General features: G+C 49.5%; 30 protein-coding genes. 14 read left to right on the plus strand and 16 right to left on the minus strand.

What is annotated here, in order from left to right:
- The first annotated feature begins 60 nt into the window (after window positions 1-60).
- The 3 genes from PV02_RS09660 to PV02_RS09670 all read left to right on the plus strand — a co-directional run bounded on the left by PV02_RS09660 (window position 61) and on the right by PV02_RS09670 (window position 3,078).
- On the plus strand, window positions 61-594 hold the full coding sequence (locus tag PV02_RS09660; RefSeq protein WP_256623201.1) for an O-acetyl-ADP-ribose deacetylase: 534 nt from the start codon (window positions 61-63) through the stop codon (window positions 592-594).
- A gap of 312 nt (window positions 595-906) precedes the next feature.
- On the plus strand, window positions 907-1,632 hold the full coding sequence (locus PV02_RS09665) for a type 1 glutamine amidotransferase (protein ID WP_425438357.1): 726 nt from the start codon (window positions 907-909) through the stop codon (window positions 1,630-1,632).
- Window positions 1,633-1,752: 120 nt separating this feature from the next.
- Window positions 1,753-3,078 (plus strand): PGF-pre-PGF domain-containing protein, encoded by a 1,326-nt coding sequence (locus tag PV02_RS09670; RefSeq protein WP_256623202.1) that lies wholly within the window; start codon window positions 1,753-1,755, stop codon window positions 3,076-3,078.
- A 26-nt stretch (window positions 3,079-3,104) separates the two neighbouring features.
- On the opposite strand, the gene PV02_RS09675 is transcribed toward PV02_RS09670, so the two are convergent.
- Window positions 3,105-3,332: a hypothetical protein gene (locus tag PV02_RS09675; RefSeq protein ID WP_256623203.1), complete on the minus strand. Its 228-nt coding sequence runs from the start codon at window positions 3,330-3,332 to the stop codon at window positions 3,105-3,107.
- A 305-nt stretch (window positions 3,333-3,637) separates the two neighbouring features.
- Here PV02_RS09675 and PV02_RS09680 point away from each other — a divergent pair, with 305 nt between their 5' ends.
- The 7 genes from PV02_RS09680 to PV02_RS09710 all read left to right on the plus strand — a co-directional run bounded on the left by PV02_RS09680 (window position 3,638) and on the right by PV02_RS09710 (window position 10,413).
- A complete protein-coding gene (locus tag PV02_RS09680) occupies window positions 3,638-4,507 on the plus strand; it encodes a class I SAM-dependent methyltransferase (RefSeq protein ID WP_256623204.1) in 870 nt (289 codons plus the stop codon).
- Between the two features lie 272 nt (window positions 4,508-4,779).
- Entirely contained in the window at window positions 4,780-4,905 is a 126-nt protein-coding gene (locus tag PV02_RS09685) for a symporter small accessory protein (RefSeq protein ID WP_256623205.1), read from the plus strand.
- On the plus strand, window positions 4,905-6,515 hold the full coding sequence (locus PV02_RS09690) for a sodium:solute symporter family protein (RefSeq protein WP_256623206.1): 1,611 nt from the start codon (window positions 4,905-4,907) through the stop codon (window positions 6,513-6,515). The genes PV02_RS09685 and PV02_RS09690 overlap by 1 nt, the downstream gene beginning before the upstream one ends.
- Before the next feature lie 225 nt (window positions 6,516-6,740).
- The gene (locus PV02_RS09695; RefSeq protein ID WP_256623207.1) at window positions 6,741-6,863 is read left to right on the plus strand and encodes a symporter small accessory protein; all 123 of its coding nucleotides are present in this window, start codon (window positions 6,741-6,743) and stop codon (window positions 6,861-6,863) included.
- Window positions 6,863-8,482 (plus strand): sodium:solute symporter family protein, encoded by a 1,620-nt coding sequence (locus tag PV02_RS09700; protein WP_256623208.1) that lies wholly within the window; start codon window positions 6,863-6,865, stop codon window positions 8,480-8,482. Before PV02_RS09695 ends, PV02_RS09700 begins: the two co-directional genes overlap by 1 nt.
- Window positions 8,483-8,704: 222 nt before the next feature.
- The gene (locus PV02_RS09705) at window positions 8,705-8,827 is read left to right on the plus strand and encodes a symporter small accessory protein (RefSeq protein WP_256623209.1); all 123 of its coding nucleotides are present in this window, start codon (window positions 8,705-8,707) and stop codon (window positions 8,825-8,827) included.
- Window positions 8,827-10,413 carry a sodium:solute symporter family protein gene (locus tag PV02_RS09710; protein ID WP_256623210.1) on the plus strand — a complete coding sequence of 529 codons (1,587 nt, stop codon included), beginning with the start codon at window positions 8,827-8,829 and terminating at the stop codon, window positions 10,411-10,413. Before PV02_RS09705 ends, PV02_RS09710 begins: the two co-directional genes overlap by 1 nt.
- 278 nt (window positions 10,414-10,691) lie before the next feature.
- Here PV02_RS09710 and PV02_RS09715 read toward each other — a convergent pair whose 3' ends face one another.
- Window positions 10,692-11,405: a metal-dependent hydrolase gene (locus tag PV02_RS09715; RefSeq protein WP_256623211.1), complete on the minus strand. Its 714-nt coding sequence runs from the start codon at window positions 11,403-11,405 to the stop codon at window positions 10,692-10,694.
- Between the two features lie 89 nt (window positions 11,406-11,494).
- Between PV02_RS09715 and PV02_RS09720 the strand changes: the two genes are divergently transcribed.
- Together PV02_RS09720 and mreA are read left to right on the plus strand one after the other, a co-directional pair.
- Entirely contained in the window at window positions 11,495-12,673 is a 1,179-nt protein-coding gene (locus PV02_RS09720; RefSeq protein ID WP_256623212.1) for a DUF2117 family protein, read from the plus strand.
- Window positions 12,674-12,773: 100 nt separating this feature from the next.
- Entirely contained in the window at window positions 12,774-13,154 is a 381-nt protein-coding gene (gene mreA / locus PV02_RS09725) for an MreA family transcriptional regulator (RefSeq protein WP_256623213.1), read from the plus strand.
- 195 nt (window positions 13,155-13,349) lie between these two features.
- Here the strand turns inward: mreA and PV02_RS09730 are convergent, their stop codons facing one another.
- Window positions 13,350-13,562 carry a hypothetical protein gene (locus PV02_RS09730; RefSeq protein ID WP_256623214.1) on the minus strand — a complete coding sequence of 71 codons (213 nt, stop codon included), beginning with the start codon at window positions 13,560-13,562 and terminating at the stop codon, window positions 13,350-13,352.
- Window positions 13,559-13,684: a hypothetical protein gene (locus PV02_RS09735; protein WP_256623215.1), complete on the minus strand. Its 126-nt coding sequence runs from the start codon at window positions 13,682-13,684 to the stop codon at window positions 13,559-13,561. Before PV02_RS09735 ends, PV02_RS09730 begins: the two co-directional genes overlap by 4 nt.
- Window positions 13,685-13,912: 228 nt before the next feature.
- On the opposite strand from PV02_RS09735, the gene PV02_RS09740 reads away from it, so the two are divergent.
- Entirely contained in the window at window positions 13,913-14,581 is a 669-nt protein-coding gene (locus PV02_RS09740; RefSeq protein WP_256623216.1) for a hypothetical protein, read from the plus strand.
- 34 nt (window positions 14,582-14,615) lie between these two features.
- On the opposite strand, the gene PV02_RS09745 is transcribed toward PV02_RS09740, so the two are convergent.
- Both PV02_RS09745 and PV02_RS09750 read right to left on the minus strand, forming a co-directional pair.
- Entirely contained in the window at window positions 14,616-15,338 is a 723-nt protein-coding gene (locus PV02_RS09745; RefSeq protein WP_256623217.1) for a MinD/ParA family ATP-binding protein, read from the minus strand.
- Between the two features lie 5 nt (window positions 15,339-15,343).
- Window positions 15,344-15,760 (minus strand): hypothetical protein, encoded by a 417-nt coding sequence (locus PV02_RS09750; RefSeq protein WP_256623218.1) that lies wholly within the window; start codon window positions 15,758-15,760, stop codon window positions 15,344-15,346.
- 170 nt (window positions 15,761-15,930) lie between these two features.
- On the opposite strand from PV02_RS09750, the gene PV02_RS09755 reads away from it, so the two are divergent.
- Entirely contained in the window at window positions 15,931-16,620 is a 690-nt protein-coding gene (locus PV02_RS09755) for an RAD55 family ATPase (RefSeq protein ID WP_256623219.1), read from the plus strand.
- A 12-nt stretch (window positions 16,621-16,632) separates the two neighbouring features.
- On the opposite strand, the gene PV02_RS09760 is transcribed toward PV02_RS09755, so the two are convergent.
- The 10 genes from PV02_RS09760 to PV02_RS09805 all read right to left on the minus strand — a co-directional run bounded on the left by PV02_RS09760 (window position 16,633) and on the right by PV02_RS09805 (window position 26,825).
- A complete protein-coding gene (locus PV02_RS09760; RefSeq protein WP_256623220.1) occupies window positions 16,633-17,415 on the minus strand; it encodes a GNAT family N-acetyltransferase in 783 nt (260 codons plus the stop codon).
- Complete coding sequence (locus tag PV02_RS09765) at window positions 17,412-19,004, minus strand: coiled-coil domain-containing protein (protein WP_256623221.1); 1,593 nt, start codon at window positions 19,002-19,004, stop codon at window positions 17,412-17,414. Before PV02_RS09765 ends, PV02_RS09760 begins: the two co-directional genes overlap by 4 nt.
- A gap of 15 nt (window positions 19,005-19,019) precedes the next feature.
- Entirely contained in the window at window positions 19,020-19,790 is a 771-nt protein-coding gene (locus tag PV02_RS09770) for a roadblock/LC7 domain-containing protein (RefSeq protein WP_256623222.1), read from the minus strand.
- A gap of 19 nt (window positions 19,791-19,809) precedes the next feature.
- Window positions 19,810-20,871, minus strand: a complete 1,062-nt coding sequence (locus tag PV02_RS09775) for an RAD55 family ATPase (RefSeq protein ID WP_256623223.1) — start codon at window positions 20,869-20,871, stop codon at window positions 19,810-19,812.
- Window positions 20,868-21,203 carry a hypothetical protein gene (locus PV02_RS09780; protein WP_256623224.1) on the minus strand — a complete coding sequence of 112 codons (336 nt, stop codon included), beginning with the start codon at window positions 21,201-21,203 and terminating at the stop codon, window positions 20,868-20,870. The genes PV02_RS09775 and PV02_RS09780 overlap by 4 nt, the downstream gene beginning before the upstream one ends.
- Before the next feature lie 13 nt (window positions 21,204-21,216).
- Window positions 21,217-22,134 (minus strand): V4R domain-containing protein, encoded by a 918-nt coding sequence (locus PV02_RS09785; protein WP_256623225.1) that lies wholly within the window; start codon window positions 22,132-22,134, stop codon window positions 21,217-21,219.
- Between the two features lie 42 nt (window positions 22,135-22,176).
- Entirely contained in the window at window positions 22,177-22,764 is a 588-nt protein-coding gene (locus PV02_RS09790) for a hypothetical protein (protein WP_256623226.1), read from the minus strand.
- Between the two features lie 171 nt (window positions 22,765-22,935).
- Window positions 22,936-23,853, minus strand: coding sequence for a GNAT family N-acetyltransferase (locus PV02_RS09795; protein WP_256623227.1), 918 nt, complete (start codon window positions 23,851-23,853; stop codon window positions 22,936-22,938).
- Window positions 23,850-24,899, minus strand: a complete 1,050-nt coding sequence (locus PV02_RS09800; RefSeq protein WP_256623228.1) for a histone deacetylase — start codon at window positions 24,897-24,899, stop codon at window positions 23,850-23,852. The genes PV02_RS09795 and PV02_RS09800 overlap by 4 nt, the downstream gene beginning before the upstream one ends.
- A 60-nt stretch (window positions 24,900-24,959) precedes the next feature.
- Window positions 24,960-26,825 carry a histone deacetylase family protein gene (locus tag PV02_RS09805; RefSeq protein ID WP_256623229.1) on the minus strand — a complete coding sequence of 622 codons (1,866 nt, stop codon included), beginning with the start codon at window positions 26,823-26,825 and terminating at the stop codon, window positions 24,960-24,962.
- Window positions 26,826-26,830: the final 5 nt, after the last annotated feature.

The following is a 26,830-nucleotide window of genomic DNA, read 5'->3' on the forward strand; positions in this document are numbered from 1 at the left end:
TAATAATAAGTATATTCTCAAAACCATACATAAAACTAAGCAAAAAAGGTGAGCTGAAGAATGTACGGTCAAAAAAAGTGTAAGATAGATGTTATTCTGGGGGATATCGTGGAGCAGGAAGTGGATGCAATTGTGAACGCAGCCAATAGCTCACTCCTTGGCGGTGGCGGGGTCGATGGGGCAATCCACAGGGCCGCAGGCCCGCAGCTCCTCGAGGAATGCAGGACCCTGGATGGCTGTCCCACAGGCGAGGCGCGGATGACCCGCGCTTACAGGCTGCCTGCAAAATGGGTGATACACACAGTCGGCCCTGTATGGAATGGAGGCAGCGCCGGAGAAGACATGCTGCTCGAAAGCGCATACATGAACTCACTTCGTCTTGCCGGGGAGTACGGCCTAAGAAGCATCGCCTTTCCGGGGATCAGCATTGGAGCGTATGGTTTTCCGGTAGAGAGGGCTTCTGTGATAGCTGCCGGGGCTGTTAGTAGATTCCTTGAGACAGGTAGCACCCTTACAGATATACGCCTGGTATGCTTCAATGAGATTGCATATTCGACCTATTCAATGGCAGTTGATGAGCTGTTCAGGAAATGAGAGATAAGGGATGTATCTCTCGTAATTACGAGCACAATTATATTTTCTGTATATATATATATATATATATTTATTTATAGAAAAGGAAAGAAGAATTGCCAGACATATCGGAAAAGTGCAGAGCCAGACTGAAAACTGACATATATGGACTATGGTGGTACGGGTTACCTGCATCCGTTGAAAGCAGGCCCGGGGGAAAAACGTAATTCATACATGGCGAAGTATAAGCGAAATGCCTGGTGGTGGCACTTTCCGGGGTTTACTTCCTATTCTCTCAGCAGGCATTTATCATAGAAGTTCTCACATACAGTCATGAAAGTACTCATAGCCAAGAACATACCGCATGAAGGGCCGGGTATCCTCAAGTCCGTCCTTGACATGAACGGTATCCACTACGATATTATTGATCTTGATCTCCTTGGTCCTGAGACCCGGATGTTGCTTCCTGACCCCTCTGAATATAATGCAGTCTTTGTTTTCGGCGGCCCTGACAGTGCCAATGATGAAAGCGGCAAGATGATTGCTGAGCTTGAAATAATAAAGCGGGCAGTGGAAAATGAGATACCATACCTTGGTATCTGCCTTGGCATGCAGGCGCTTGTGAAGGCATGCGGGGGGAACGTGTTTAAGAACGAAGTACGGGAAGTGGGAACAAGAGGACCGGACGGCAGATATTTCACAATGGACATCTGTCCGGAAAGGGATAATGACCCGCTTTTCAGAGGACTGGCAGGTTCTCTTAATATATTCCACCTGCATGGTGAGACCGTCAGCCTGCCTGAGGATATGGAATTGCTTGCCACGGGGAAGTTCTGCAGGCACCAGATCGTAAAGACCGGTAAGAACGCCTATGGAATACAGGGCCATCTGGAACTGACCCCGGAAATGTTCAACGAGTGGATGTCGGTTGACGCGGAATTAAGATCTGGAGACACTGAGAGGATCGCACCTGACTTCCTTGCCAATTATGACGAATACAGGAACAACGGGGAAAGACTGTTCACCAATTTCCTGCAGCTTGCAGGACTAATCGGGTAATTGAAAACAGGATGAGACTGGGACCGTAAAAACTCCCGGACAAATATATTAAGCCTAAATTAATACAATTTAATAAATATATTTATCTGCACATGCGCCAATACAGGGTATGGTGTCTTGATGACAGGGATAAAAAATGATCCATTATTCGGGCAAATATTCGGGCAAATTACAAGGAAAATATCTCTGGTGTTTGCTCTTGCACTTCTTACATTGACATGTCTTACCTTTCCTTTGCCTGCATACGCCCAGACCAGTGCTACTGTTTACCCGTCCGGTCAGGATGTGTACGCTAACAGCACTTTCAGCATTTACGTAGATATAGAACCTGCAACCCCGTTCGTAGGCGCACAGCTGGATGTGCAGTTCGACAAGGGTCTCATCACAGCAGACAAAGTAGAAGAAGGGGGACTGTTTGGAAGGGACAGTATCCCTCACCTGCTCAACAAGGGAAGTATTGATAATTCTGCGGGCACTGTAACAGGCTCGTATGCAGTGACCCTGGGCGGGACTTCTATCAGCTCGCCGGGCACTTTCATACGCATCGACTGCACAGCAGGCAGCAAAGAAGGATACTGCCCTCTTGTCCTTTCGAACGTCATACTGAGTGACTCGCAGGGCAGGCCGATTCCTGTCACGGTAGAGAACGGAGGTGTTTTCATCCGCAGTGAAGCGGGTAATCAGGAGGGCACCAATGAAAGTAGCCCAGGAGGCGGAAACGCCCCGGCCGGAGGAGGAGGCGCGGGTGGAGGCAGCTCAGCTACATCGGAAGATGCAGGAAACATCTGCCTGAAAGAAGTAAAAGGTATTCAGGTACTAAGCAATACCACGGTCATGTACCGTTTCAACGAACAGGGAAATCCTGTTGAGTATATCTCCTATCACTCGCTGAAGAATGCAGGCCAGATAACAAGCACGATCGAAGTGCTCAACAACTTGTCGGCAACAGTTACACACACTCCGCCAGGGACCGTTTACAGACATGTCAACATATGGGTCGGAAAACAGGGATACGCCACGGAGGAGAATATACAGGGAACTGTTATAGGCTTCAGGGTGCCAAAAGACTGGATCATGAAGAATGGATTCCATGCTGGCTCTATCCGCATGTACAGGTTCAATGAAGGCAACTGGTATGAGCTCCAGACCGGGATTACAGGCGAGGACGCCGCATTCGTGTTCTTCGAGGCAGACACACCGGGCTTTTCCCCTTTTGCGATCACGGCCTTTGCAATGGCCACAAGCAGCACGCAGAGCAATTCCAATCCGCTTGAGGGCTTGGTAGCAGATGTCTACGGGACAGCAGAGAACGATACGCAAAGTGAAGCAGCCGTAAGTGACCAGGAAGTGGCTGGCATTCAGGCACTTGGCCAGAACTCGGCATTCTTCCTTATAGCAGCCCTGCTATTTGTCACAGCCATCGGTGGCTTCCTGAGAAAGGAATGATTCCATCCCAGGTGCCACCTTCTTTTTTAACAGCGCCAGCTTCGCATTGTGCTATTGTTCAACATCGTACTGTTGCTCGCGTTTCCCGGACTGCCAGTAATATTTCCTGATGCTTCCGGTGTATCATTCTTCCGGGTATCCTGACTGCCATTATCAGCATCGAGGGAAGAGGCCCTGAAAAGACCATCAAGTTCCCTCACGGTATCATCACCTACCCCGCTTCCAAGTATCCAGGCGAGTTTCCGAATCATCATGCTTGTTATGACTATCCCCAGGCCACAGTGTTACTCCCATTGGCCGGTCACGTCGCTACCCCACAATAGCACGTGCCAGCCTGCAATAAATATTGATCAAGGGTTGGCGCATATCCTATAAATTATTAAGTGCAAAACCGGAGAAGCTTTTTCGGAGCAGTGGTCCCTTTTAACTGCTTACGTATCCTTTCAGGGGATCCGTTTCCTGCCAATATTCCCTGACAATTTATCCTGGAACTGACATACAGCTTTGGGATGGTGTCCCGGGTAAAAAGCGTTTTATCCTTTGAAAAAAATCAGCTAGTATGTCATTCAAGCCAATTGGAAAAGTAGTTAATTTTGCTGATGAAGAGACCATGGAACTGCTCGCGCTCTGGAGAGATGCGGTCAGCGAGATCGACCTGGACAGGCACCTTCATGCCTCATCCTACATATTTGAAGAGTATTCACATTATATTGTCGTTCACGACCCCGTGGAAATGGAGTATCCGAAGAACAGGGATGAATGGAACAGGCGCTTCTGCAGGGAGACCGGAGTCTCCGTTGTCAGGTTTATAAAGCATGACGGCAACAGGCTTTACTGTAAGGGACTGATGGCCATGAACAATGCGGCAGTATACGGTATTTTGCCATACACCGACTTTGACCATCAGGAAGCCACGTACCCGAAAATGGGAATGGAAAAGCTCAAGAAGGCAGTCTTTGCTGAAGTTATGCCATCTGTCAGGGGAAAACACATTCTTGATGTGGGTTGCGGTCTCGGGGCTGCCACAATGGAGATAGCGCAGCATAACAGGTCATCAAAAGTGCTCGGTATCGACCTGCTGGAAGGAATGATACGCCAGTGTCGCATTAACGCGGAGATGTATGGGGTGGAGAATGCAAGCTTTGAGGCTGCAAGCGTGTACAGCCTGCCCCACGAGAACAAGAGCTTCGATACAGTCACATGCTTCTTCATGCTGCACCATCTTGACGATATACCAAAAGCCCTGGCAGAGATAAGGAGAGTGCTGCAGGAAGGCGGCAAAGTCTTTGCAGCTGAGCCTCTGGACCACCACCATGGCACCCAAAGGGAAGGCAGGGACTGGATACAGCTTTTTGAGAATGCGGGATTCTCTGCTGTGAGCAGGAACATCAGCAAGGCAGTGTTCATCGAAGCAACTGCTGAGAAATAAGGCCAAATGGAGGAAGCGGGTGCAATGGAAGCACCCGGCTTTCGAGTCTGTGTGCAACTCTATTTTTAAAGGTAAATTGCCATTTATGGCTGGCAAGTCGTTTGCACCTTGTTGTTACAAATACAACCCTTTGTAACACAATTTGTACTATGGCTCTATCTGCTATAAATAGGTTATGCGGAGATGGCCGTATGATAACTGAATGCCAAAAATCGAAAGGTTAAAGTATGGCCTGTGCTAACAATTAGCATTCTACTTCAGAGGAGAAAAAAATGTTAGGCATCGACGACCCACAGATATGGATTGCATACCTGTTATGCTTCCTGAGCGCAATAGGGTGTATGATCTACGGGATGATACACTGGAACGATGGCAAGGAAAATGAGGAGGCCTGCTGATGGCAGTCAGCACACCAATCCTTGGTATTGCCGTGCTCATCTACATGATGGTAGTGATCTACATCGGATGGATCGGATACAAGCAGACAAAAAGTACAGAGGACTTCATGCTGGCAGGCAGAAAAGTAAATCCCCTGGTACTAGCTTTGTCCTATGGTGCAGCATTTATAAGCACTTCAGCCATTGTAGGCTTCGGAGGATATGCGGGAGCTTTCGGCATGGGTGTGCTGTGGCTCGTGTTCATGAATATCTTCGTAGGCATATTCATCGCATTCGTTGTCTTTGGGGCCAGGACCAGGCGCCTCGGGGTCAACCTGAAAGCTGTTACATTCCCTGAACTAATCGGGAGAAGGTTCCAGTCCCGTTTCATACAGGGTTTCGCGGGTGCCCTGATCACTATATTCATGCCTCTCTATGCCGGAAGCGTGCTCATAGGAGGAGCCCGTTTCATGGAGACCGCACTGAATATAGATTATAACAGCGCGGTCCTCATACTAGCTGTTATCGTCGCAGCCTATGTTATCACAGGAGGGCTTATTGCAGTCATGTACACTGACGCCCTGCAGGGAGCACTCATGTTCGTAGGCATGGCTATACTGTTCTTCCTCACCTATGCTAAACTGGGAGGTGTCGTGGAAGCTCACCAGGCGCTTACCAACATGGCCCATATGGTGCCTGAGAACCTGGCTGCTGTGGGACATACAGGCTGGACGTCTATGCCCGTCTTCGGCTCACCAACCTGGTGGACACTTGTCTCCACTATAGTTCTCGGAGTAGGGATCGGTGTGCTGGCCCAGCCGCAACTTGCCGTCAGGTTCATGACAGTAAGGGACACAAGATCCCTCAATAGAGCGGTACTCTCCGGGGGACCCTTCATATTCATGATGGCAGGCGTGGCATACGTTGTGGGAGCACTCTCAAATGTATACTTCCTGGAGACCAGAGGCATGATATCACTCGAAGTCGCCGGAGGCAATATCGATGCGATCATTCCCGCATATATCAACAGCGCAATGCCCGACTACTTTGTGATCTTCTTCCTGCTGACACTGCTGGCTGCCGCCATGTCCACCCTGAGCTCACAGTTCCATACCATGGGCACTGCCATAGGTCATGATCTCTACCGGGAGTTCCTTATGAAAGGTAAGCTCGGCCATACGATCAGCATCACCAAGCTCGGCATTGCGGTGACCATTGTCATGAGCGTGATACTTGCATACATCCTCCCATTCAGTATAATCGCAAGGGCGACAGCAATATTCTTCGGCCTCTGTGCTGCGGCTTTCCTGCCTATGTACACCGGAGCCCTGTTCTGGAAAAGGATGAACAAGCAGGGTGCGATCGCAAGCCTCCTTGTGGGAACTTTCACCAGCCTGTTCTGGCTTACCTTCGTCCATGCAAAGGAAGCAAGTGCCCTGGGCATAAGCAGAGCGCTCTTTGGTGTCGATACCATCCTGACAGGTACCTGGACAGTAGTGGATCCGATCCTTATAGCCACACCACTCGCTTTCGTGACAGCGGTGGTCGTCAGCCTGGCAACACAGCCCGACCCGCAGGACCATGTCGACAGATGTTTCAACAGCCTGAATAAAGGCGATTTGCCCGCCTAACGGGTCTTTTTCTGCCCTGTGCATCCTTCTGGCAGGCAACTGCCAGATACCTTTCACTTTGACCTTTTCTGGAATAACTGTATCTTCAGGCCTTCGATATATGCTACAATCCTCAGACCATTATTGAGCTGACCGGGAACTATAACATATATTTAAATATTGTAAAGCGATGAGACATATTCACCTTAACTGTCAGGGTCCACTATCACCTGTAAGGAGAAAAAAATGCTTGGAATCGATGATCCGCAAATATGGCTTGCTTATATCCTCTGTTTCTTAAGTGCACTGGGCTGCATGGTCTACGGTGCTCTGAAGTGGAATGAGGGAGAAGAAGAGGAGGTGTGCTGATGGCTGTCAGTACATCAGCCCTCGGCATTGTAGTCCTTATTTACATGATGCTCATTTTCTATCTGGGATGGCTTGGCTACAAGAAAACGCAAATGACAGAAGATTACATGATCGCAGGCAGGAAGATGAATCCCTATATCCTGGCGATCTCCTACGGAGCCACCTTCATCAGCACATCGGCCATCGTAGGATTCGGCGGAGCCGCGGGTGCACTCGGAATGGGACTTCTGTGGCTCGCGTTCATGACCATCTTCGTCGGAGTGTTCCTGGCCTTTGTCGTGTTCGGCAAAAGGACCCGCCGTATCGGGTTGAAACTGGGCGCCGTTACGTTCCCCGAGCTGCTCGGCAGGAGATTCCAGTCCCGCTTCATACAGGGTTTCGCAGGCGCCCTTATTGGCCTTTTCATGCCACTTTATGCAGGCATCGTGCTTATCGGGGGAGCAAGGTTCGTTGAGACCACCCTCAGTATCAACTACGATGTTGCCGTTCTGATACTCACAATCATAGTTGCTGCCTATGTCATCACAGGCGGTATCATTGCCGTGATGTACACCGATGCCCTGCAGGGCGCCCTGATGTTCTTGGGAATGGCACTACTTCTCGCTTTCACCTATGCTAAACTGGGAGGCGTTGTGGAAGCCCACCAGGCGCTCACCAATATGGCCCACCTCGTACCTGAGAGCCTGCAGGCGGGAGGACACCTGGGCTGGACGGCCATGCCCGAGTTTGGGTCATCGATATGGTGGAATCTCGTATCCACACTGATATTGGGTGTAGGTATTGGTGTGCTGGCCCAGCCGCAGCTTGCCGTCAGGTTCATGACAGTAAGTAACGACAGGGCACTGAATCGTGCAGTGCTGGTGGGAGGGCCGTTCATCCTGATGATGACAGGAGTTGCCTTCACTGTTGGGGCGCTCTCAAATGTATACTTCTTCGAGAAACTCGGCGTAATATCAGTAGCGGCTGCTGGAGGAAATACAGACCTCATCATACCCCATTACATCAATAGCGCCATGCCGGACCTCTTCGTAGTCCTGTTCATGCTCACCCTGCTGGCTGCCGCCATGTCCACCCTGAGCGCCCAGTTCCATACCATGGGCACTGCCATCGGCCACGATTTCTACCGGGAGTTCCTGAAGAAGGGAGAGCTTGGCCAGACCATCAATATCACCAGGCTTGCCATTGCAGTAACCATCCTTATCAGCGTGGTGCTTGCCTACACCCTGCCCATAAGCATCATAGCAACCGCAACAGCCATATTCTTCGGCCTCTGTGCTGCATCCTTCCTGCCGATGTATGTGGGAGCATTGTTCTGGAAGCGCATGACAAGGGAAGGTGCCATTGCAAGCATGCTTGTGGGAGCTTTCGGCAGCCTGTTCTGGCTGCTGTTCGTACACGCCAAGGAAGCGGTACCCTTCGGACTCAGCCAAGCCATTTTCGGCAAGGCCACACTGTTGAGCGGGACATGGACGATCATTGACCCCATAATCGTTGCCACACCGCTGGCTTTCCTGACTGCTGTTGTCGTGAGCCTCCTTACAAAGCCGGTCCCACAGGAGCACCTTGAACGCTGTTTCAGCAAAAAGACAGGGAAGAATCCAAACAGGAAGTCTTTTTGAACTATCAGTCTGATCATCCAGCCGATACTGGCAGTTCCCGCCAGTAGTTCCTTCCTTTTTTATTGTGGATTGGCGCAACCACAGGCTTTAAGGCTTCGGTTTTGCAGCATTCGTGAGTTTCATACGGGTCTAAAGGAATAATTTAGATAGGTTTAAATAGTGAAGTGTGCTAACATTTGTCACGGTAATTGTTATACTTTTGTAAAAATGCAGGTGATAAAAATGCTTGGAATCGATGACCCGCAAATATGGCTTGCCTATGTTCTTTGTTTCCTGAGTGCTGTAGGATGCATTATCTACGGCGCTCTGAAATGGAATGATGGAGAAGAAGAGGAGGAATGCTGATGACTGTCAGCACGCCGGTACTCGGTATTGTTGTTCTTATATATATGATGGTGATCTTCTACCTGGGATGGCTTGGCTACAAAAAAACGCAGATGACAGAAGATTACATGGTTGCTGGCAGGAAGATGAACCCTTATGTGCTGGCGATCTCCTACGGAGCCACCTTCATCAGCACATCGGCCATAGTGGGGTTTGGCGGAGCTGCCGGCGCACTTGGCATGGGCCTTCTGTGGCTTGCTTTGATGAACATTCTGGTAGGCATCTTCCTGGCCTTTGTCATCTTCGGCAAAAGGACCCGGCGTATCGGATTGAAACTGGGCGCCGTTACGTTCCCCGAGCTGCTCGGCAGAAGGTACCAGTCACGCTTCATACAGGGATTCGCAGGAGCTCTGATTGGTCTTTTCATGCCCCTTTATGCAGGCATCGTGCTTATCGGTGGAGCAAGGTTCGTTGAGACCACCCTCAATATCAACTATGACGTTGCTGTTCTTATCCTTACGGTCATAGTCGCTGCGTATGTTATTACAGGCGGCCTTATTGCCGTGATGTACACTGACGCCCTGCAGGGTGCCCTGATGTTCCTGGGAATGGCGTTACTTCTAGCTTTCACCTATGCTAAACTGGGAGGCGTTGTGGAAGCCCACCAGGCGCTCACCAATATGGCACATCTCGTACCTGAGAGCCTGCAGGCAGGAGGACATCTTGGCTGGACGGCCATGCCTGTGTTCAGCTCGCCAATCTGGTGGAACCTTGTGTCAACACTTGTTCTTGGTGTAGGCATCGGTGTGCTGGCCCAGCCGCAGCTTGCCGTCAGGTTCATGACAGTAAGTAACGACAGGGCACTGAATCGTGCAGTGCTGGTGGGAGGGCCGTTCATCCTGATGATGACAGGCGTTGCTTTCACTGTTGGGGCGCTCTCAAATGTATACTTCTTCGAGAAACTCGGCGTAATATCAGTAGCGGCTGCTGGAGGAAATACAGACCTCATCATACCCCATTACATCAATAGCGCCATGCCGGACCTCTTCGTAGTCCTGTTCATGCTTACCCTGCTGGCTGCCGCCATGTCCACGATGAGCTCACAGTTCCATACCATGGGCACTGCCATAGGCCATGATTTCTATCGTGAGTTCCTGAAGAAGGGAGAGCTTGGCCAGACCATCAATATCACCAGAATAGCAATAGCTGTTACTATCCTCGTCAGCGTGGTGCTTGCCTACATCCTGCCCATTAGTATCATAGCAACCGCAACCGCCATATTCTTCGGCCTGTGTGCTGCATCCTTCCTGCCGATGTATGTGGGAGCATTGTTCTGGAAGCGCATGACAAAGGAAGGCGCCATTGCAAGCATGCTTGTGGGAGCTTTCAGCAGCCTGTTCTGGCTGCTGTTCGTACATGCCAAAGAAGCGGTACCCTTCGGGCTCAGCCAGGCCATTTTCGGCAAGGCCACACTGCTAAGCGGCACATGGACAGTGGTGGACCCTATAATAGTCGCCACACCTCTTGCATTCCTGACAGCTATTGTCGTGAGCCTGCTTACAAAACCAATCCCGCAAAAACATCTGGAGAACTGCTTTGGGGAGTAGCGAAGGATAGAGTAGGCCCGGGAATTATTACCATATCCGGTCAAATGTGTGGACCAGCCGCTGTCCACATCTCTTTTTTTAGGTATGTTAAATATAATAAAAACTCAGCTCCCAGCAATGTCAGCACGCAATAGCTGTAAATGAGACTAGAGAAAGGCAAAAGTCTTATGACGAGAACTAGAGGGGATATGTATTTTATAAATGTAATCGACTTTTGCCTTAACTATCTTCGACATACAGAAATATAAACCTAACCATCAGAAAGACAAAAAATGCAGTCAAGACGGGCATTCATTAGCCCTGAGGTCAATATAGCCTCCTGCACCCAGGATAATCACATCTGCGCCAGATGTCTTTTTTACATGTGACTCAAAAATATGGGGATCCTGTGATATGCGATCATATGTGTTATAATGCATGGGAATTGCAATCTTGGGGCGCAACATGTCCACAGCAAGTGCAGCATCACGGGCATCCATGGTGTACCGGCCCCCAATAGGAACTATTGCAACATCGGGCTTATAGAGCTCGCCTATAAGCTGCATATCCCTGAACAGTCCTGTGTCACCGGCATGATAGATGCAGATATCCCCCACGCGGATAATGAAACCTGCAGCCCTTCCACCGTCAAATGTATGTCCTGATTCGTCGATAGATGACGAGTGGCAGGCGTCGGTCATTGTGATATTGACATCCCCCTGGCTTATCGTGCCGCCAATGTTCATTCCTTCTGTCCGGACGCCCCTGGATTTGAGATATTGTGAGAGCTCATGTATGCAGATCACAGTGCAACCGGTCCGTTGTGCGATCTTGACAGTATCGCCAAGGTGATCGAAATGCCCGTGGGTAACGGCGATGAAGTCAGGCTCCACCTCCGTGGATCTGACTGCTGCAGCAGGATTGCTGTCAAGAAAAGGGTCAATCAGCAGCGTATACTTTGAACGCACTTCGAAACATGAGTGACCAAGCCATGTCAGCCGGACATTTTTCATGAGCAGATTGTGGCTTTCATCAGACTAATAGATTACCATATAAGACATATCGGAACCATTATATCTACAACCGGATACACAGCCGGATTATGGTAAGCAATATGGATATAGGCATCGTTGTGCATGGCCCGGATATCGTGGATTCGGGCATGGCGCTGAGAATCATAAAGCTGCTCGAAGGATTCGGCACTTTCAGCGCGGTCATGGCAGGCACCATAGGCAAGACTGCCGTGCTTGATGCCCATCTTGAGGAACTGATAGACATAAGGATGTCACTCAGGCCCAGCGCATGTATAGAGGAATTCTTCCTGACAAAGGATGCAGTCGTTCTGCTGAACCATGGCAAGACCATAGATAACGGGCGCATTTTCGCCAATATGGTTGTCTCGAACCTAAGGGATCGTGACCTTAAGCCACTTGTCCACGTAGAGAGGCCCTCATCCGGAGACGGGGAGGTCATCCCGTGGAACGTATTATCGGTCAGTTTTGCAGCAGAGCTCTCCCGGATACTGGGAATAGGCCTGTCAAGGGTACCGGAAATTGTCACACCTGTCAGCATAGAGGATCAGGGGCACCGCATAATCAGAAGGGTGTTCGGTGTGCATCCAGGAGAGAATATACTCATCAACGGGATCGTTGTTGCCTATGCCCTTTCAGCTGATGTGAGCATAGTCACGGAGGACGGGTTCGTCACGGAGATAAATGGGGCCACGATCAAAGAGCACGGCCTGGAAAAGCTCCATAACTATGAAGAGCGGACTCCCGTTGACATCACCAAATGCTGGATAAAGAGCGGACCCCTCAGGGGAAACAATTTTTCTGCACGCCTTTACAGTAAAAAGGGCTCTTCGGAAAGATTGACCGGGAAAGGCGCCGGTAACGGAGGCATGGCTCCTTCGGCCAGCGTAAGGGCTGCCATCATCGACCATGAGGCCGAACGGTCCTTTGAGCTGGCAGCAGGTGCACAGGTAGCTGTTACCATAGGCGATGATACCACAGAGATCGCCGGGGATATATTGTACCGGCTGGGAATACCTATCATAGGAATAACTGATGGGGACGCTGACGGTTTTACGCACAGGAAACATATGTTCCCGGGTTCTCTGGTCTTCAGGCTCCAGCCGGGACACGATGACATCGTAGGCAGGAAGATAAGAACGGATATATTTGGTGGTAACAACAGCGAGTACTTTTCATCCATAACAGAGCTACATAATAAAATTGCTTTACTAGCCAAGGACTGTGTGAAGTTTACTAGAAATTATTAATTTTTCCCCACTTTAATTATGACCATATATAACTTTAAATATAATAATTGCATACTAGGTATTAGAGCTCTTAGTGAGCACAATTAAATCAGGGGTTATTATGAAAGAATATGAAGTCAAAATACTGGATGACACAGACTACAGGTTCATTGAAGCTTTAAAGAGTCTGGGAATGTCTAGGAACGTTGCCACAACGCTTACCTATCTCTCAAATGTGCAGGAAGCCTCCTCACAGGAAATAGAGATGAGCACCGGACTTCGGCAGCCGGAAGTAAGCGTCGCCATGAGGCAGATGCGCGAAAGAAGCTGGATCGACATCCACAACAAGAAGGCTGTTGGAAAAGGCAGGCCTACAAAGATCTACAGACTTTCCGCACCTGTGGAAGATATTATCAAGCACTATGAGCGCAAGATAATAGAAGATACAAAAACAACGATGGATGCCATTACTAAACTCAAGAACATCACACGTAAGGCGTGATGTATCCCACTTTTTACGGTAATAAGGTATATCTGTCGAACAGGTGGAGTCCCCTTTCCTGACGGCCCCTGGCTGCAGGAGGGGATGAAAACCATACATGCAAAATAAGAGTTCTCAATTTTTCCTATATTGCTTTTTAAGATAGCTGTGCTCCTATCAGCTTTAAAGGGACTTCACTGCTCATCACCAGAAACATTATCCCTGTGATGCGATGCATATTATGGTCAGGTTGCCGGACATGGCCGTCCCATCAACAGGAACGGCCTGCCCATTGTTTAAAATGAGAACGGTCTCCTGATTGAGACCGAGTGTTTCAAGGATCTTTTCATAAGTGGTTCCTTGCGGAACTTCTAATTCCCTGTTCGAAATATAACCATTCAATACCTCAATGTGCATTTGTATGTTCAATCTGTGATTTCACCACCTTCTTTTACGAGGTCGTTGAGGTTTTCCTGAAGCAGTTTTTCATCGAATTCTTCGTATTTCTTTTCACCCTTACGTTCATAACCTCTTTTCTGGAACTTTGACATACTAAAGCACCTCAATTTACATCTGTTGCGATAGGCTTTAATCTTTTCGGGTTCACAGCACCAAGCTCTTGAAATCTGAAAATAAAGAAGGAAAAGTTTACGATGGACATCAAGTAGAGTAATAGAACATCTAAAAATAAAATTACACCATCATATTAATACACAATTATACCTTTCATAATAGTGTAAAAGCTACTTCAACTGCGGCCTAAAAAAACGAGCGAAATCATGTCTGTTCAGGTATCAACTGATTTTCTGAGAATGCTTGAAGGAAAGAGCTCAATTTTCTTTCACCAAGAGCCTGCACTGTGCCCTAAACCACTGACAGACATCATTAACGGCATTGGGACAGCTTTTGCTTTGCCCGTGATCTGCATGTACTGGAGTGAACAGACAGAACAGCTCACATATGGCCTGCAGACAGCTCCCGCAATGTTCCCCGTCTCAAGGGATTTCACAGCCACCCTGATCAGGCTGGGAAAACTGCTTGCCGAACAGCAGTATATTATCGTGGTCCACGGCCTTGACGAGATGGCATTTACTGTTGACGGAAGACCTTTATGTAAGTTCATCGGCATCCTTGCTGACAAGTGCAGCGGGAGGCATTCAACTATGCTGGCAGTCTCCCGTAATCCGCACCTGGATGAAGAGTACGGCATCGACACACGCCACCTGTTTGATAACAGGTTCAGGATAGAAGGGAGCACGATCCGGCAGGTGGGACCGGACGGCCATACATTATCCGTTTATGATCTCTTTGGTGAGAGGCAGGCGGCAGCAAAGCCGGTGGGTACAGACATGGAGAAAATAAGAGAGATATTCAGACTGACGCCTGAAGAACAGAAAGAACTGGACAGGATTGCAAACAATAAACTGAGGGATCTCAACATACGATGACCTTTGACCGCGACCGTTGAATCACGCGGGATAATCATATCAGTTTTTCTGCAATTGACTTCAACTGCGCACAATAGGCACAGTCCGGTTCATCCTCCATTACGAGCTTACGTGACCAGGCACGCGCTACCGAATTATCATAAGTCATTGATCCCAGGAGCCTGATGCCAAGCTTTTTGCTGAAATCCTTTACCACTTCATCTATCTCCTTCTGCTTGTCGGCAGGAGTTCTGTTGAAAAGCAGGTAGGTCCTGGTCCCAAGCTTTTCCGCCATACTGGAAAGAATGTAGGTCCCCCTGATATCCTGCACATCAATGGTCGAGATAATGGTAGCCCTGTCGGCAATGTTCATAGCCAGCAGGCTTGACCTGTTAATTCCGGGGCTGCAATCGAAAAGGAAGTGATCGATGGAGAATTCACGTTGGAGGGTATTTATAAGCTCAAGTATCTTCCCCCTTGCCTCCCCGGGCGTATCGAACATCGTGACAATATCTTCCTCACATGCCTTCGAAGGTACTATATAAAGATCCTTGTTGCCGTACCTGTAAACCACATCAGATGGCCTGCATGTCCCCTGCAGGAAATCAACAAGTGTCATGTCATACCTGATGTTGAAGAGTGAGTGCATACCTGGGCCGTTAACGTCTGTATCAACTATGCATACCTTTTCCCCGCGTGCCGACAACAGGGCACCCAGATTTCCAACAAAGGTGGTTTTTCCCGTGCCTCCCTTGTATGAATGAAAACTCAGCATCATTTATCTCACCCCAGCAGCTGGTCAAGCTTGTTCTCCACTTCCTCAACCACAGACCACTGGTCATCCCTTGCAGTCTCGTCCCTTCTCTTCATGGAGTAGTATATCTTTTTACCCTTCCTTTCCCTTTCCAGCCATCCGCCCCTGTAAAGCTCATTGAGGTACTTGTTCTCAATGGACCTGTGCCTGCCGGTAACAACGCTTACGTCATCTGCTGTGCAGGACTTGAGATTAGAGACAGCAAACAGTGATTTACGGATAGAGTCCGGGACTGTCAGAAAAACAGCCATCTTGTCATCTATCTGAGAGGGGGAATATGTTTCGATCCTGGACAGGCGCATCTCCAGAGAAGACAGGCGCCTATTTAAGTCCTCCAGAGCCTCTATAAGACTGGTTTCATTGTACAGGTCAGGCATGGTCATCATCGTTTATTGTGCTTATACTACTATGTAGAAATTTAATAGTTGTGATAATATATAAGTTTGATTAATTGAGCAACAGAAAGGCGCAGGCAATTCCTTTATCCTGTTAATTGCAGGTCCAATATTCGCGATAAATATATAAATAAGTGCAACGTAAAACACCTGGAGAAAAGATGCGAAGTTCAGCTTTCGTAAAAGGACTTGACGATATCCTCTGCGGAGGATTCATCCTGCCTTCAAACATCCTTATTGCAGGGTCCGCAGGCTCAGGTAAGACTAATCTCTGCCTTCAGTCACTTTTCAATGCATCTAAAGTAGGAGAGAGATGCGCCTACATATCACTCCTGTCAGGATCCAGGGAAAAGATAATCCTGACCACGCGCCAGCTGGGCTTTTTCGATCAGGAGGTACTTGCTTCCGGAATGCTGGCCATACACTCCATCAACACGGATATCATTGCCAAAGGGGACTTCTCCGTTTTTGAATATATCACCGAGCAGGTGCTGAGCACTTCTCCCACAAGAGTGGTGATAGACACGGTCACAACCCTGGAAGCAATAGGCAGCACTTTCGAGGAAAGAGAGTTCAGGGGATGTGAGTTAAGGGCTTTCGTGCACAACCTGTTCCAGGAATTTGAAGACCGGGGCATATTGCTAATGGTCACAGGAGAAATACCACACGGGTCCATTACTGTTAGCCCATGGTCATATATGGTGGACACTATCCTGTCCCTTGAAAGGAACACAACTCTCCACGGGCTTGAGAGACATCTGGAAGTCATTAAGATGCGCGGCAGTGACTTTATACCGGGCAGGCATCCTTTTGTGATAGGTCCGGAAGGGATCGAGATCCTGAAAAAGTGACCCCTGGATAGTTCATGCACACAGAGTTTCCAGAAATTGCTCTATCTCTTCTGAAAGTTTCCTGTCCAGCAGGTGTCTTGAAGTGGTCAGGTATCGCTCAAAAGTAACGATGTCATCCCTTGGGATGGACTTACCCATATTTGATCTGAACCTGAGGGACTCATAGGAATCTATCAGCTCGGGCATGACCATACGCGGATAGTTCCCGGCAAGCTGCCTCAGAAGAAGCCTGGCTTTCGGATATGGCAGTATCAGATGGTCCCTGTAGCGAAGTGACACTGTACAGTCAGTATCGCATATAGTGTCAAACATGAGCCTCTGCCTGAAGAAACGGGCAGCTCCTGGGTTATCAGGTTTTGTTACCACATTTGAATATAAATGTCCGGCAGCAATGGCAAAGAGCAGCCTGCCCACACCCATGTTCCTGAACGAAGGATGCACCTCAATGCTGCGCAACAGATGAACAGAGTGCCTGACAAGACTCTTTTTCCCCCTGTGAATTTTTTCAAGATTATCAGATACCTTCTCGAATCTTGCAAACCCAAGCATCCGGCCGCACGTATCAAAGGAAACGAAAAGCGGGTGACCTGAGGAGACAGAAGACCTCATCAGGAAGTCATAAGGCATACCAAAATTGTTATGGAAATAATTGAAACCCGGCGCTCCTGACTGGCCTACCTCTATCCTGAGGCCTTCAAGGGCTTCCTCGGACTCCAGCAGACCGTACGACACAGTACCGGCCCTGTGCAATACGCTGATCCCCTTTACACACATTTTCCCGTACCGTTCTTTCACACGTTGGCCAGCTCTCTCAAGGTGAAATAGGTATATCTCCCCTTCTTGAAAGACACCAGCAGTTGTGACTGTTCCATCCGGTCCACAATAGCTGAGAGCTCATCGGCACCTATGGGAGCGCACATGGAGCCTATCTGGCCCTCCAGCTGCTTCAGGGTCACAGGGCCACCACTCAGCTCTTCAATGATCACCTGCTCAATATGTCCCGGTGAGAAAGCATCAGCATATATCCCCTCAACAGCATCCTGAACAGTATCCGGAGGACAATCCTGTACCCTGTTAGTTCCATCAGTCGGTGCAGATCGGAGTTGCTCCAAGTCTTCACGTACCTTCAGGATATCTGCATGGGCGAGCCGGGCCTTTTCCGCATCCTCTGATGATCGCTGTATCTGTTGCTGCATATTTGCAAGGGTCTCGTTGACCTCTTCCCGGAAAGAGCCAATTGCTTCGGAAATTAGCATCATTTCGTCCCGGTTAGCTTTTAAAGACAGGCTCTCCGCAATTAAAGCCATGTCCTGCAAAGGAGCCTGCATGGGAGCGCCAGGAGCTGTAAGTGCCTGGCTGCGGGTTTCCTCAATGTCCTTGCCCAGTTTCCTGAGTGCTTTCGTGTGCAGGTTCACTGCCTTTGCGATGCTCTTTATCTGATCCTGTATCCCTTCAATGCCCTTGGAGTATAACTTTGCATCCTCCAGCTGGTTGTTCTGGAGCTCTGCCATGAACTGCATATTCTCTGTCAGGTTCGTGAGCTCCTCAGCCAGACCGGACAGCTGCGAGGATATCCTTTCAATGGACCTTTCATGGGAGACAACTTTCTGGACTGTGTATTCCCTGCTTCCTGTCTCGACGAAGGACCTGAAGTCCTGAGAGCTGTAATTGGGCACTGCCTGGGAGAGGATCTTGAAAAGCTCGATATAGGTTGCATGGATCTGCTTAATGGAAACCAGCTTGGAAGATACCGCGTCTGAGAGCCCTTTTACCAGGAACACGCCGTTCTCGAACCTGAAGAAGTCCACTCCTGCGCTGAACTGGCGGACCTTGTCCCTGGTATCCTCCACGATCTGGGAGGATTCCCTGTCACCGAATATGTTCAGCATGGACGCATAAAGGTCGTTCAGAGTCTTTGCATAGGTGATCTCAAGTACATCAGGCGGGACCTTTGCAGCATCAAGGGTCTCTGCACTGAGCGAGTCCTCCGCCCTTACGATCCTTCGGAGCCGTTTGGAGAAAATATCGAAATCCCTTCTAAGCTGCCTGAACTCTTCCTGGCCGGACATCCGGGACATCTCATCATGGATCTGAGAGAGAGAACCTTCATGTTCACTGAGCCCCTCATTAACCTTAGCCTGCAGTTCTTCGAACCTTCTTTCGAAGAATCCGAGCCTTGCCTCCAGCTCCTCATAACAGGGGACTTTTGAAGGTGCTTCCATATCCTGTTTATTGCAGGGATCATCGGGCTCTTCGGAGCATATCCCATGGAATTCCCGTCCCTGATCCGGACATTCCGGAGAAGTATTATCGTAACTGTCAGACCCACGCTCATGGGAGTGATTCTCTTCCGCTTGTGTTCCGGCAACTATTTCACTGCTCATTATGGCACCACCGCATTATACGAACGACTCCAGTTTGCGCCTTATATCGGGTATCCACTCGGCCTCGCACATATCAGCAACATAGTCCCCATGCAGAGGACGTATCTGGTCCCTGATTATCATTTCCACCAGTAATGGCCACAGATCCTCCGTCATCCACTTAGGGGATGATGCGATCTCATTGAAAGCCATGGCAAGCGCAGGCTCCACTTCGCCCCTGCCCATGACACCGGTGATCTTTTCCTTGATGTCGGCAAGTATCTCCATGTTCTTCTTGTATTCTGAAGACTGGGTGTACATCTCATTGAACACTACCTTGGCAAGTATGCGCAACTCAGAGGCCACCTCATCAGAATAATTAGACAGCTGGTCGGCAGTCATAGGACGCTGCTCGAATACATGCTGTATGACCTCACGTGCAACCTGTATCTTATGCATGTCATCCGAAAGGTCGGCCTTGCCGGTGAAAAGGGATATGAGTAACGCACCTCTCCCCACAGAGGAGAAGATCACAGTGCCGAAATCGTATTCTATCACTGACTGTTTCAGCCCCATGGCAAGCTGCTGGCTTACGTGCAGGAGGTTGTTGCTTATGAGATTTGTCAGCTCGAATATCTTGGGGCCTATGCTTTCCGGGATGTAGGAGGCATATATCCTGCCATCAGCGCCTGCAAACAGCAGTACGTCAACATCACTGGACTCGTATGTCCTTTTAAGCTGCGAGACCAAGGCAAACTTCAGGAGGGATACGTCTTCCAGATCATCCTTTGTCTTTTTAACCGCCAAGTTTACCACATCTGTAATACTACCGGACCATTTCTTCCAGGTCACGGAGACTGTCTATCTCTATTAGGCCTTCATCCTCGCCTTTCAGGTCTGCGCTAATATCGGGCTCAGAAGCCCTGGATGACAGTTCCCTCAGGTCGAGCTGAATATCGGAAGGTATGCTTTCCTCTTTCCTGCGGGCGATCTCATCCCTGGTAAGAGCATCAGTGAGCCCCTGGGATTCGAAGAATATCTGCAGGGTCTCCTTGGGAGAGAATGGGTATGACCAGTTCTCCCTGACATACGCAAGGCGTTCCAGCACAATCTCACTGGCGCCAAGGTCCGCAGCGGTCCTGATGGCCTTATTGAACAGGTCATCATACTTGCGCATATCCTCTGCAGATACCAGCGGGGTGGTGCGCACAACGACCCCTATACCGCGCACGAAAATGTAGGGATAGACTTCCTCACCATGCCTTGTCGCACGCATCTTAACGATCTCCAGCGCCCTGTTGAAGGCGCCTCCTATGGGACGGTAGGTCAGGTGGACCGCGCCGTCTGACATGTAGATAGGTATAAGCACATCCTCACCGATGGTCTCACCGGGAGCCGCATGCTCTTCGGTTGTTATCAGCACAGGGCCCAGCTGCTTGAGCGTATAGAACAGCTTGGTGATTATCTCGCGCTGTTCCTGCTTATCCTGGATAGCCCATGTAAGGGGTGTCAGCGGATCGATCACCACGCGGGTCTTCACCGAGAAGTTCTTGTTCATTTCCACAAGAGCCGGCAACTGCTCATCCACCAGTTTAACAAAATCCTTACCCTTGGAATGGAAGAAGAACAGCTCTTTTTCGTAATACCTGTCAAGATTGAAGCCAAGCATCTTGGCTTCCCGCAGTATCTGTTCAGGCGGTTCTTCCATGCTTATGTATAAACCGTTCTCACCATGCTCCAGGCCATAGTTCAGGTACTGCATTGCAAAAGTGGATTTACCGGTACCGCTTGAACCGACCACGAGCAGTGTGGTGTTATCCCTGACCCCGCCCTCGATGACCCTGTCAAGGCCTGCAATCCCGGTTGGGATCCTTCTCTCTCTGCTCATTCACATGCCTCCACATCAAGAGTCTCAGGCTCGATAGCCTTCAGTTCCCCCATTTCCACAGAGAGGATAAGGGATTCATTACCGTCGAAGGGGAAGCTCTTCTCGACATAAATGGCTTCGATAGAAGCACCCATTATAAGCATGTGGTCGCTTATGTCCACCCAGCCCACATCATTCTTCCTGACGACCTTTTTCAGCAGTATGTTACTGGTCTCTGTATCCATCCCTGCGCATTCCCCTCTGTAATGCGATGATCGCGTGATAACGCGGACCATCTGGCCGATAAAGCCAGATAGACAATCATCCATGAGTTTCCTTTTGGAGCCGGACATTCTCTAACCTCTTCTAACCTTTTTTCATCTTAGCCATCAGTTCGGCAAAACTGTCTGCTTTCCTGGCTTCTTCCTGTATCTTCACGTTCTGCTGCGATGCAGCCTGGCTGGCAGGCTGCGGGGGCACAGGAGTTGTGGCCTGGACCTTTTGGGCCATTGCACCGAAAGCTGACCCAAAGGTATTATGGGAGGATGCTATGGATGCCAGTTCTTCCCGGGTTTTCCATGGCGGGTCGAAGATCTTCTCCTGTTTTTTCATATTCGCTGCGAACTGCATGTAGGCATTACCGATCTCGGAAAGCCTTCCGCTGTCCAGCAGCTTGTATATCGTCAGGGCCCTGACCCTTTCCACAAGTTCGTTCTCATTTACCGGGGGCCTTATACCCGAAAGTATCATCCTGTCATGCTCGTCCAGCAAGACCTGGTAAGCGGATATGGGCTGCAGGGACACCTTGAACCTGCAGACATGGTTACCGTTCTTGATACACTCGATCTCCTCCACCGAGCATTCAAGTTCAAGCTCCTCAGTAAAGAACCTGTGCAGGGCATCTGTGGTGGCAACACATACTTTCTGATTGTTCAGGGCAGGATAACAGTTGCATACCGGATTATTGGGAACTGCAAAAACGTAATTCATCGGAGCGTAGGAGATAAGCTGCATGGCCCCCAGGCCTGCTTCGGAGAACAGCCTCACATGGAAGTTATAGAGAGCTGTAGCCTTTATGGCATCTATTGTGAAGGCTTTGAGGAATTTGCGGGTCTCACTCCAGGGGACCTTTGCCCTCGGGAATCTCTCGCTGATATTCTGCTGTATCTTGAGCAGTGCGCCAAAGGCACCCATGGATTGTGCAAAGCTGCCATCGTTCATCGAAGGCACTCCGCCGGGTGAAGCGGTCATAAATGGTGGCAGACCGGGAGGCATGTCACTCATAAAGCCACCTCCGCAGCAGGAAATGTTACAGAGCGATACACCTTACATCATCTCCATTATCTGTTTCTTGCCTTCTTCCGTAAGGGTTCCTGAATTGTCGCACAGTTTCTGGTCCCTGAGGCTCTTGAAACTGTCTGCCAGGGTCTGGCTGTCAGCCCCGGTGAAAAAGGCAAGTTTTTGCAGGTCGTTGACACCTGTATACAGCATATACAGTAATTTCTTATCAATATCGGAAAGTGACTGTTTCTTTGTGGGTGTCCCGCATATAGGCTGCAGGTATGTTTTCAGGGTGTTTATCACAGCCTCGTTACCTGCAAGTAGCGCCACGGCCGGCGTTGTCGCACCTTGTATCACGCTGGACGCCTGTACATAGTCGATAATAAGCACATGGGAAGTACCTATGGCCCTTTGGGCCTTCATTTTGATAGAGTCCGTAACTTCCCTGCCGATCATGGTAATATTCTGAAGGGGTATCGTTGACCAGCCACCGCCCTCCGAGAACCACAGATTGAGATTGGTCAGGTAAAGTACACCTTTTTCCCAGTTATCCGAATACAGGGAATTACCCATCATCACAGCCTTGAAAATATATGTCAGATCCACTTTTGCTATGCCCTGCTCTTGAGCCATCAGACCACACCATGAGACTTAATCAGTAGAATATAATATATTATAATAATTATAATTAAACTAGATATAGTCATACGCATATTAATAACCTTCTATATGCAAAATAATATAAAAATAATTTAAAGAGCAGACTTTGCCAGGACTATGACTGCGGACAGCCAGCCGGCTAGATCAGGCAGCTTTTCTCACTGGAAGGAAATAGCGCTCCCTGCCACAGGATGAGCAGATGAAAGCAGTTCCGGGTTTAGGCCCGCCCTGCAAGAACTTGCCTGCCATGTTCTCGCCGCACTCGCAGGAAGACAGCATTTTCTGGTTACCGATGAACTCTCCCCGGAGGTCCAGCCGTACAGGCGTAGAGGCATCAGGCACCAAAGACACTTCATTACTGCTGCGATCTTCACATATAGTGTGATCAGTACCTGCAGTACCATCGGTTGTGTTCTCAGGGGCAACAGATGCCTTTTTCAAGCCCCCTGCCTTGACATCGGATGCAATGGCAGACCGGGTCCTACCCTTTGATGCAGGATATTCGCCCGGGAACAGTTTCATTCTGCACTGCTCTGTCCGGTCCTGGGTCACATGCATCCTTTCCAGGGACAGGCCAGACTTTGAGCCCTCATCCAGCAAAAGATAACCGGGGTGGTCTGCAAGTCCGACGGGACAGTTCTTTGCAGGAAGAATGAAACTCAGGGAAACGAAGAAGTTTTTAGCATTTGCATTAACGGGTTTTGTGATAATGTGACCCGGGAGTATCCTGGAAATAAGAGTGAACAGAGTTCTTCCAAGTCCTTTGCTGGCCAGTTGGGGAGAGACCTCTATCGCACGAAGTACAAAGACGGGCCTTCCGTCAGTCGAAGGCTTACTCCAGCTCTCATTCATGGACCAGCCAACGATCGACTTTTCCAGCACCGCGACCACAAGATATACATTAGGCCTCTTGAGCCAGCTCCTGAAATTAGCCATATAGTCGGACATGCCCAGGTGCTTTTTAAAATAGGTGAATTCCCCGATCCCCAGCTTGTCCAGCTCGAAGGCATGCTCAAGTAGATAGAAATGCACTCCGTCCGAGTTTCTTGCGATCTCGATCATATAGCATCGCCCACCTTGCATAGCCGAGGTTTACCGATATTCCAGTAAGGGCTTAGTACAAACTTCAGTCTTGATAGTTTTTCATGGAACTCCCTTCTTGTATTGACATGCCGGGATGCAAGCAGGTCTATCTGGTCGACTTCATCCGGGATAGTCCTTCTGCCCATAAGCCCGTCAAGGACGACCGCAGAGAGCATGCCAATATCCTCGTGATAGCCTCCCTCCAGCAGGCAGACGACTTTCCACCGGCTGGCAAGAAGACCGATTATATGATAATAGCCGTCCACTGTAAGGTCCAGCTGGGACAGAGGCTCCTTGTAGTAGGCGTCGAAGCCACACTCCAGAATGACGATATCCGGCTTGAAATCCTTAAGCACCTCCTCAATAATCTCTTCAAAAAGTATTGCATACTCCGTATTTCCGGATCTGGGAGGCATCTCCATGTTGATGGAAAGACCGAGCGCCGGACGGATGCCGATATCCCTGATGAAACCATTATAAGGATAGAAATTCGAAGGGTCCTGATGAACGGATATGCACAGCACCTGCGGGTCGCCGGAGAATATGGCGTGAGTGCCATCGGATGCGTGTGCGTCGATGTTCAGTATTGCTATCTTCTGTGTCCCGTAAGAGTGTTTAAGAAATCTGGCAAGGATGGCAGAATTGTTGAATATGCAGAATCCTCCGGAAGTAGTTGCTCCTGCATGATGTCCCGGTGGACGCACCAGAGCAAATGAATGGTCACATGCTCCGCATGCTACAACATCCCCTGCACGGATCACAGCACCTGCTGCCTCGAGAAGTACTTCGAAAGAGCCTTCGCAGAGATAAGTATCCTTACCGGGGCTTTTGCGGGACTGACTGATGCATTGCACTACGCTGTCAACATACTCCTGCGTATGGACCCTCAGTATGTCCTCCATGGCAGCAGGTTCGGACATGAACATAAAGCATCTTCCATCATCCAGATACCTGTTCAGGGAGAGGTAGTCAAGTATCCTGTCCAGCCTCGATGGATTCTCGGGACCCGGATACCCGTTGAGCATGGGATCATGCAGATGATGGTTCTTATTGCAGGTCAGGCCGACACGGACTATTGTAACACCTCACGCGAGCAGCGGTATGACCTTTTTCACTTCTGCGACCTTGGTCATGGTCTCTGCGAATATCCTTTTCTGCTGGTCCTGCTTATAGCTTGAGAGACCCAACTGGTCCGTTACAGGGTTTGGCTTGCCCTGAAGGGCACTCAGGACACTGTGGCAAAGCTGCCCGTTAAAATCGTGATATCCTCCCTCCATCAGCAGCACGATGCCACCACGATAAGCGGACCGGAGCCTGGAAGCCATCCCGTGGAAGCCTTCGGATGTCAGGTTCAAACCTACATTCTTTTCCCTGTGATGAGCGTCAAATCCGCAGGAACATATCACGAACCCCGGTGCAAAGCGCTCGATGAGTGGCACTACAACCTCATCAAACGCAAACATGTATTCCTCGTCACCTGCACCCTGCGGCATCTCAACATTGACAGAATACCCTTTCCCTGCACCTGTCCCCGTCTCCTTCGTGTAACCCCGCCTGGGATAGAATCCATGCGGGTCGCGATGAAGGGAAACCGTAAGCACAGTGGGGTCCTCGTAGAATATCTCCATGGTTCCGTCTCCTGCATGCGCATCCCAGTCAAGTATCAGTATCTTCTCGATCTTCTTCACAGCCTGAAGATATCTCGCAAGGATGGCGGCGTTGTTGAAAAGGCAGAACCCGCCATATCTGCTCCTGCTTGCATGATGGCCTGGAGGCCTTGTCATCACAAAGGAGAAGGAATATCTATTGCCCGACACCAGGTCACCTGCTTTGATTGCAGCCCCCGCGGAGAGTTTTGCAATGTCGTATGAGCGGGGTGTGATGTAGGTGCTATCCCCCAGGAAGCCGCCGCCGTTTGAGGCATAGTTGCTCACAAAACGGATGTAGGATTCTTCATGGGCTCTCAGGATATCCTCTTCTGATGCCATGGGCACATCATCCAGGAATGTGCAGTGACTGTCTTCAAACACGTGGCTCTTCTCGAGGTACCACATCGCCTTTATTATCCTGTCAGGAACTTCAAACGTCCTGACCGACAGAACGGAAGGATCATGGTCAATATGCTTGCGGTTGTAGATAAAAGCCACATTTCCCGCAGCAAGCTCTTCGGCAGAAGATACCTGCGCTTCCCTGAGACAATCATTGTCAGGAGTTCCAGCTCCTGCTGTCTTCTTTTGATGAATGGCTGCTTTATGCTTCTTTGCAAGCATGATCTGATCAGCAGGGAGAGAGGACTTGGGCTCAGACAGAGCAGGCCCATGTGCATAAAAGGAAACAGCAGTTGAACCCGTAGAGGGCAGTGGATCGTATTTATTGAAAGCCGTATTCCTGCAAGTGTCCTCATCTGAAACATGCACTTTGCCGGGAGCAATGCTGTCATCGGTCTTGCATAGTCGCCTTTCAGCAGGTCTTTCAGAGATGGGACCAAGCACTGTCGCCACCGGTCGATGTGGGACGGTCTTCAGAGCCTCAGCCACTATTGCTGCATATACATGATCGTCCTCGTTCACGAGTGACCCGGCTTCCTTTCCGGAGAGATCAATGTCGACTGACTGGAACTCTACTTCCCTGAAAGCATCCGAGAAAATTGATGGCTCCACTTGAACAGGGGCCTCTTCTATGGATACCACTGCAAGCTTTGAACGGGCTTCGGTCCCTGGCTGGGCTTCAGCGGAACTATCCCCTATAACATCTCCCACATCAGAGATATGGCCAGAGCCAATATCTGCTTCGATCTCTTCCAATATCTTTGCGACCTCACGGGAAGTCTCAGCCAGTTCAGAACCGGGATGCCCATTAAAGTAGGAGGACATGACATCATTGAGCAGCTTCCGGGCATCTTTCTGCCCATTATCCTGCCTCCATGTTTCATCTTTTTGAGCCGCAGACATTTTTC

The sequence above is a fragment of the Methanolobus chelungpuianus genome (assembly GCF_024500045.1).
In the GTDB taxonomy this organism is placed as follows: Archaea; Halobacteriota; Methanosarcinia; order Methanosarcinales; family Methanosarcinaceae; genus Methanolobus; species Methanolobus chelungpuianus.

What these genes read in the sequence shown, in the direction of transcription:
- PV02_RS09795 (WP_256623227.1), bottom strand. Translation starts at nt 23,853, where the DNA reads ATGATCGAGATCGCAAGAAACTCGGACGGAGTGCATTTCTATCTACTT.
- PV02_RS09785 (WP_256623225.1), bottom strand. Translation starts at nt 22,134, where the DNA reads ATGAGTGACATGCCTCCCGGTCTGCCACCATTTATGACCGCTTCACCC.
- PV02_RS09675 (WP_256623203.1), bottom strand. Translation starts at nt 3,332, where the DNA reads ATGATGATTCGGAAACTCGCCTGGATACTTGGAAGCGGGGTAGGTGAT.
- PV02_RS09765 (WP_256623221.1), bottom strand. Translation starts at nt 19,004, where the DNA reads ATGAGCAGTGAAATAGTTGCCGGAACACAAGCGGAAGAGAATCACTCC.
- PV02_RS09750 (WP_256623218.1), bottom strand. Translation starts at nt 15,760, where the DNA reads ATGATGACCATGCCTGACCTGTACAATGAAACCAGTCTTATAGAGGCT.
- PV02_RS09685 (WP_256623205.1), top strand. Translation starts at nt 4,780, where the DNA reads ATGTTAGGCATCGACGACCCACAGATATGGATTGCATACCTGTTATGC.
- PV02_RS09715 (WP_256623211.1), bottom strand. Translation starts at nt 11,405, where the DNA reads ATGAAAAATGTCCGGCTGACATGGCTTGGTCACTCATGTTTCGAAGTG.
- PV02_RS09740 (WP_256623216.1), top strand. Translation starts at nt 13,913, where the DNA reads ATGTCTGTTCAGGTATCAACTGATTTTCTGAGAATGCTTGAAGGAAAG.
- PV02_RS09780 (WP_256623224.1), bottom strand. Translation starts at nt 21,203, where the DNA reads ATGTCCGGCTCCAAAAGGAAACTCATGGATGATTGTCTATCTGGCTTT.
- PV02_RS09805 (WP_256623229.1), bottom strand. Translation starts at nt 26,825, where the DNA reads ATGTCTGCGGCTCAAAAAGATGAAACATGGAGGCAGGATAATGGGCAG.
- PV02_RS09660 (WP_256623201.1), top strand. Translation starts at nt 61, where the DNA reads ATGTACGGTCAAAAAAAGTGTAAGATAGATGTTATTCTGGGGGATATC.
- PV02_RS09755 (WP_256623219.1), top strand. Translation starts at nt 15,931, where the DNA reads ATGCGAAGTTCAGCTTTCGTAAAAGGACTTGACGATATCCTCTGCGGA.
- PV02_RS09800 (WP_256623228.1), bottom strand. Translation starts at nt 24,899, where the DNA reads ATGCTCAACGGGTATCCGGGTCCCGAGAATCCATCGAGGCTGGACAGG.
- PV02_RS09735 (WP_256623215.1), bottom strand. Translation starts at nt 13,684, where the DNA reads ATGTCAAAGTTCCAGAAAAGAGGTTATGAACGTAAGGGTGAAAAGAAA.
- PV02_RS09670 (WP_256623202.1), top strand. Translation starts at nt 1,753, where the DNA reads ATGACAGGGATAAAAAATGATCCATTATTCGGGCAAATATTCGGGCAA.
- PV02_RS09790 (WP_256623226.1), bottom strand. Translation starts at nt 22,764, where the DNA reads ATGGCTCAAGAGCAGGGCATAGCAAAAGTGGATCTGACATATATTTTC.
- PV02_RS09680 (WP_256623204.1), top strand. Translation starts at nt 3,638, where the DNA reads ATGTCATTCAAGCCAATTGGAAAAGTAGTTAATTTTGCTGATGAAGAG.
- PV02_RS09720 (WP_256623212.1), top strand. Translation starts at nt 11,495, where the DNA reads ATGGTAAGCAATATGGATATAGGCATCGTTGTGCATGGCCCGGATATC.
- PV02_RS09745 (WP_256623217.1), bottom strand. Translation starts at nt 15,338, where the DNA reads ATGATGCTGAGTTTTCATTCATACAAGGGAGGCACGGGAAAAACCACC.
- PV02_RS09695 (WP_256623207.1), top strand. Translation starts at nt 6,741, where the DNA reads ATGCTTGGAATCGATGATCCGCAAATATGGCTTGCTTATATCCTCTGT.
- mreA (WP_256623213.1), top strand. Translation starts at nt 12,774, where the DNA reads ATGAAAGAATATGAAGTCAAAATACTGGATGACACAGACTACAGGTTC.
- PV02_RS09705 (WP_256623209.1), top strand. Translation starts at nt 8,705, where the DNA reads ATGCTTGGAATCGATGACCCGCAAATATGGCTTGCCTATGTTCTTTGT.
- PV02_RS09775 (WP_256623223.1), bottom strand. Translation starts at nt 20,871, where the DNA reads ATGAGCAGAGAGAGAAGGATCCCAACCGGGATTGCAGGCCTTGACAGG.
- PV02_RS09710 (WP_256623210.1), top strand. Translation starts at nt 8,827, where the DNA reads ATGACTGTCAGCACGCCGGTACTCGGTATTGTTGTTCTTATATATATG.
- PV02_RS09665 (WP_425438357.1), top strand. Translation starts at nt 907, where the DNA reads ATGAAAGTACTCATAGCCAAGAACATACCGCATGAAGGGCCGGGTATC.
- PV02_RS09690 (WP_256623206.1), top strand. Translation starts at nt 4,905, where the DNA reads ATGGCAGTCAGCACACCAATCCTTGGTATTGCCGTGCTCATCTACATG.
- PV02_RS09700 (WP_256623208.1), top strand. Translation starts at nt 6,863, where the DNA reads ATGGCTGTCAGTACATCAGCCCTCGGCATTGTAGTCCTTATTTACATG.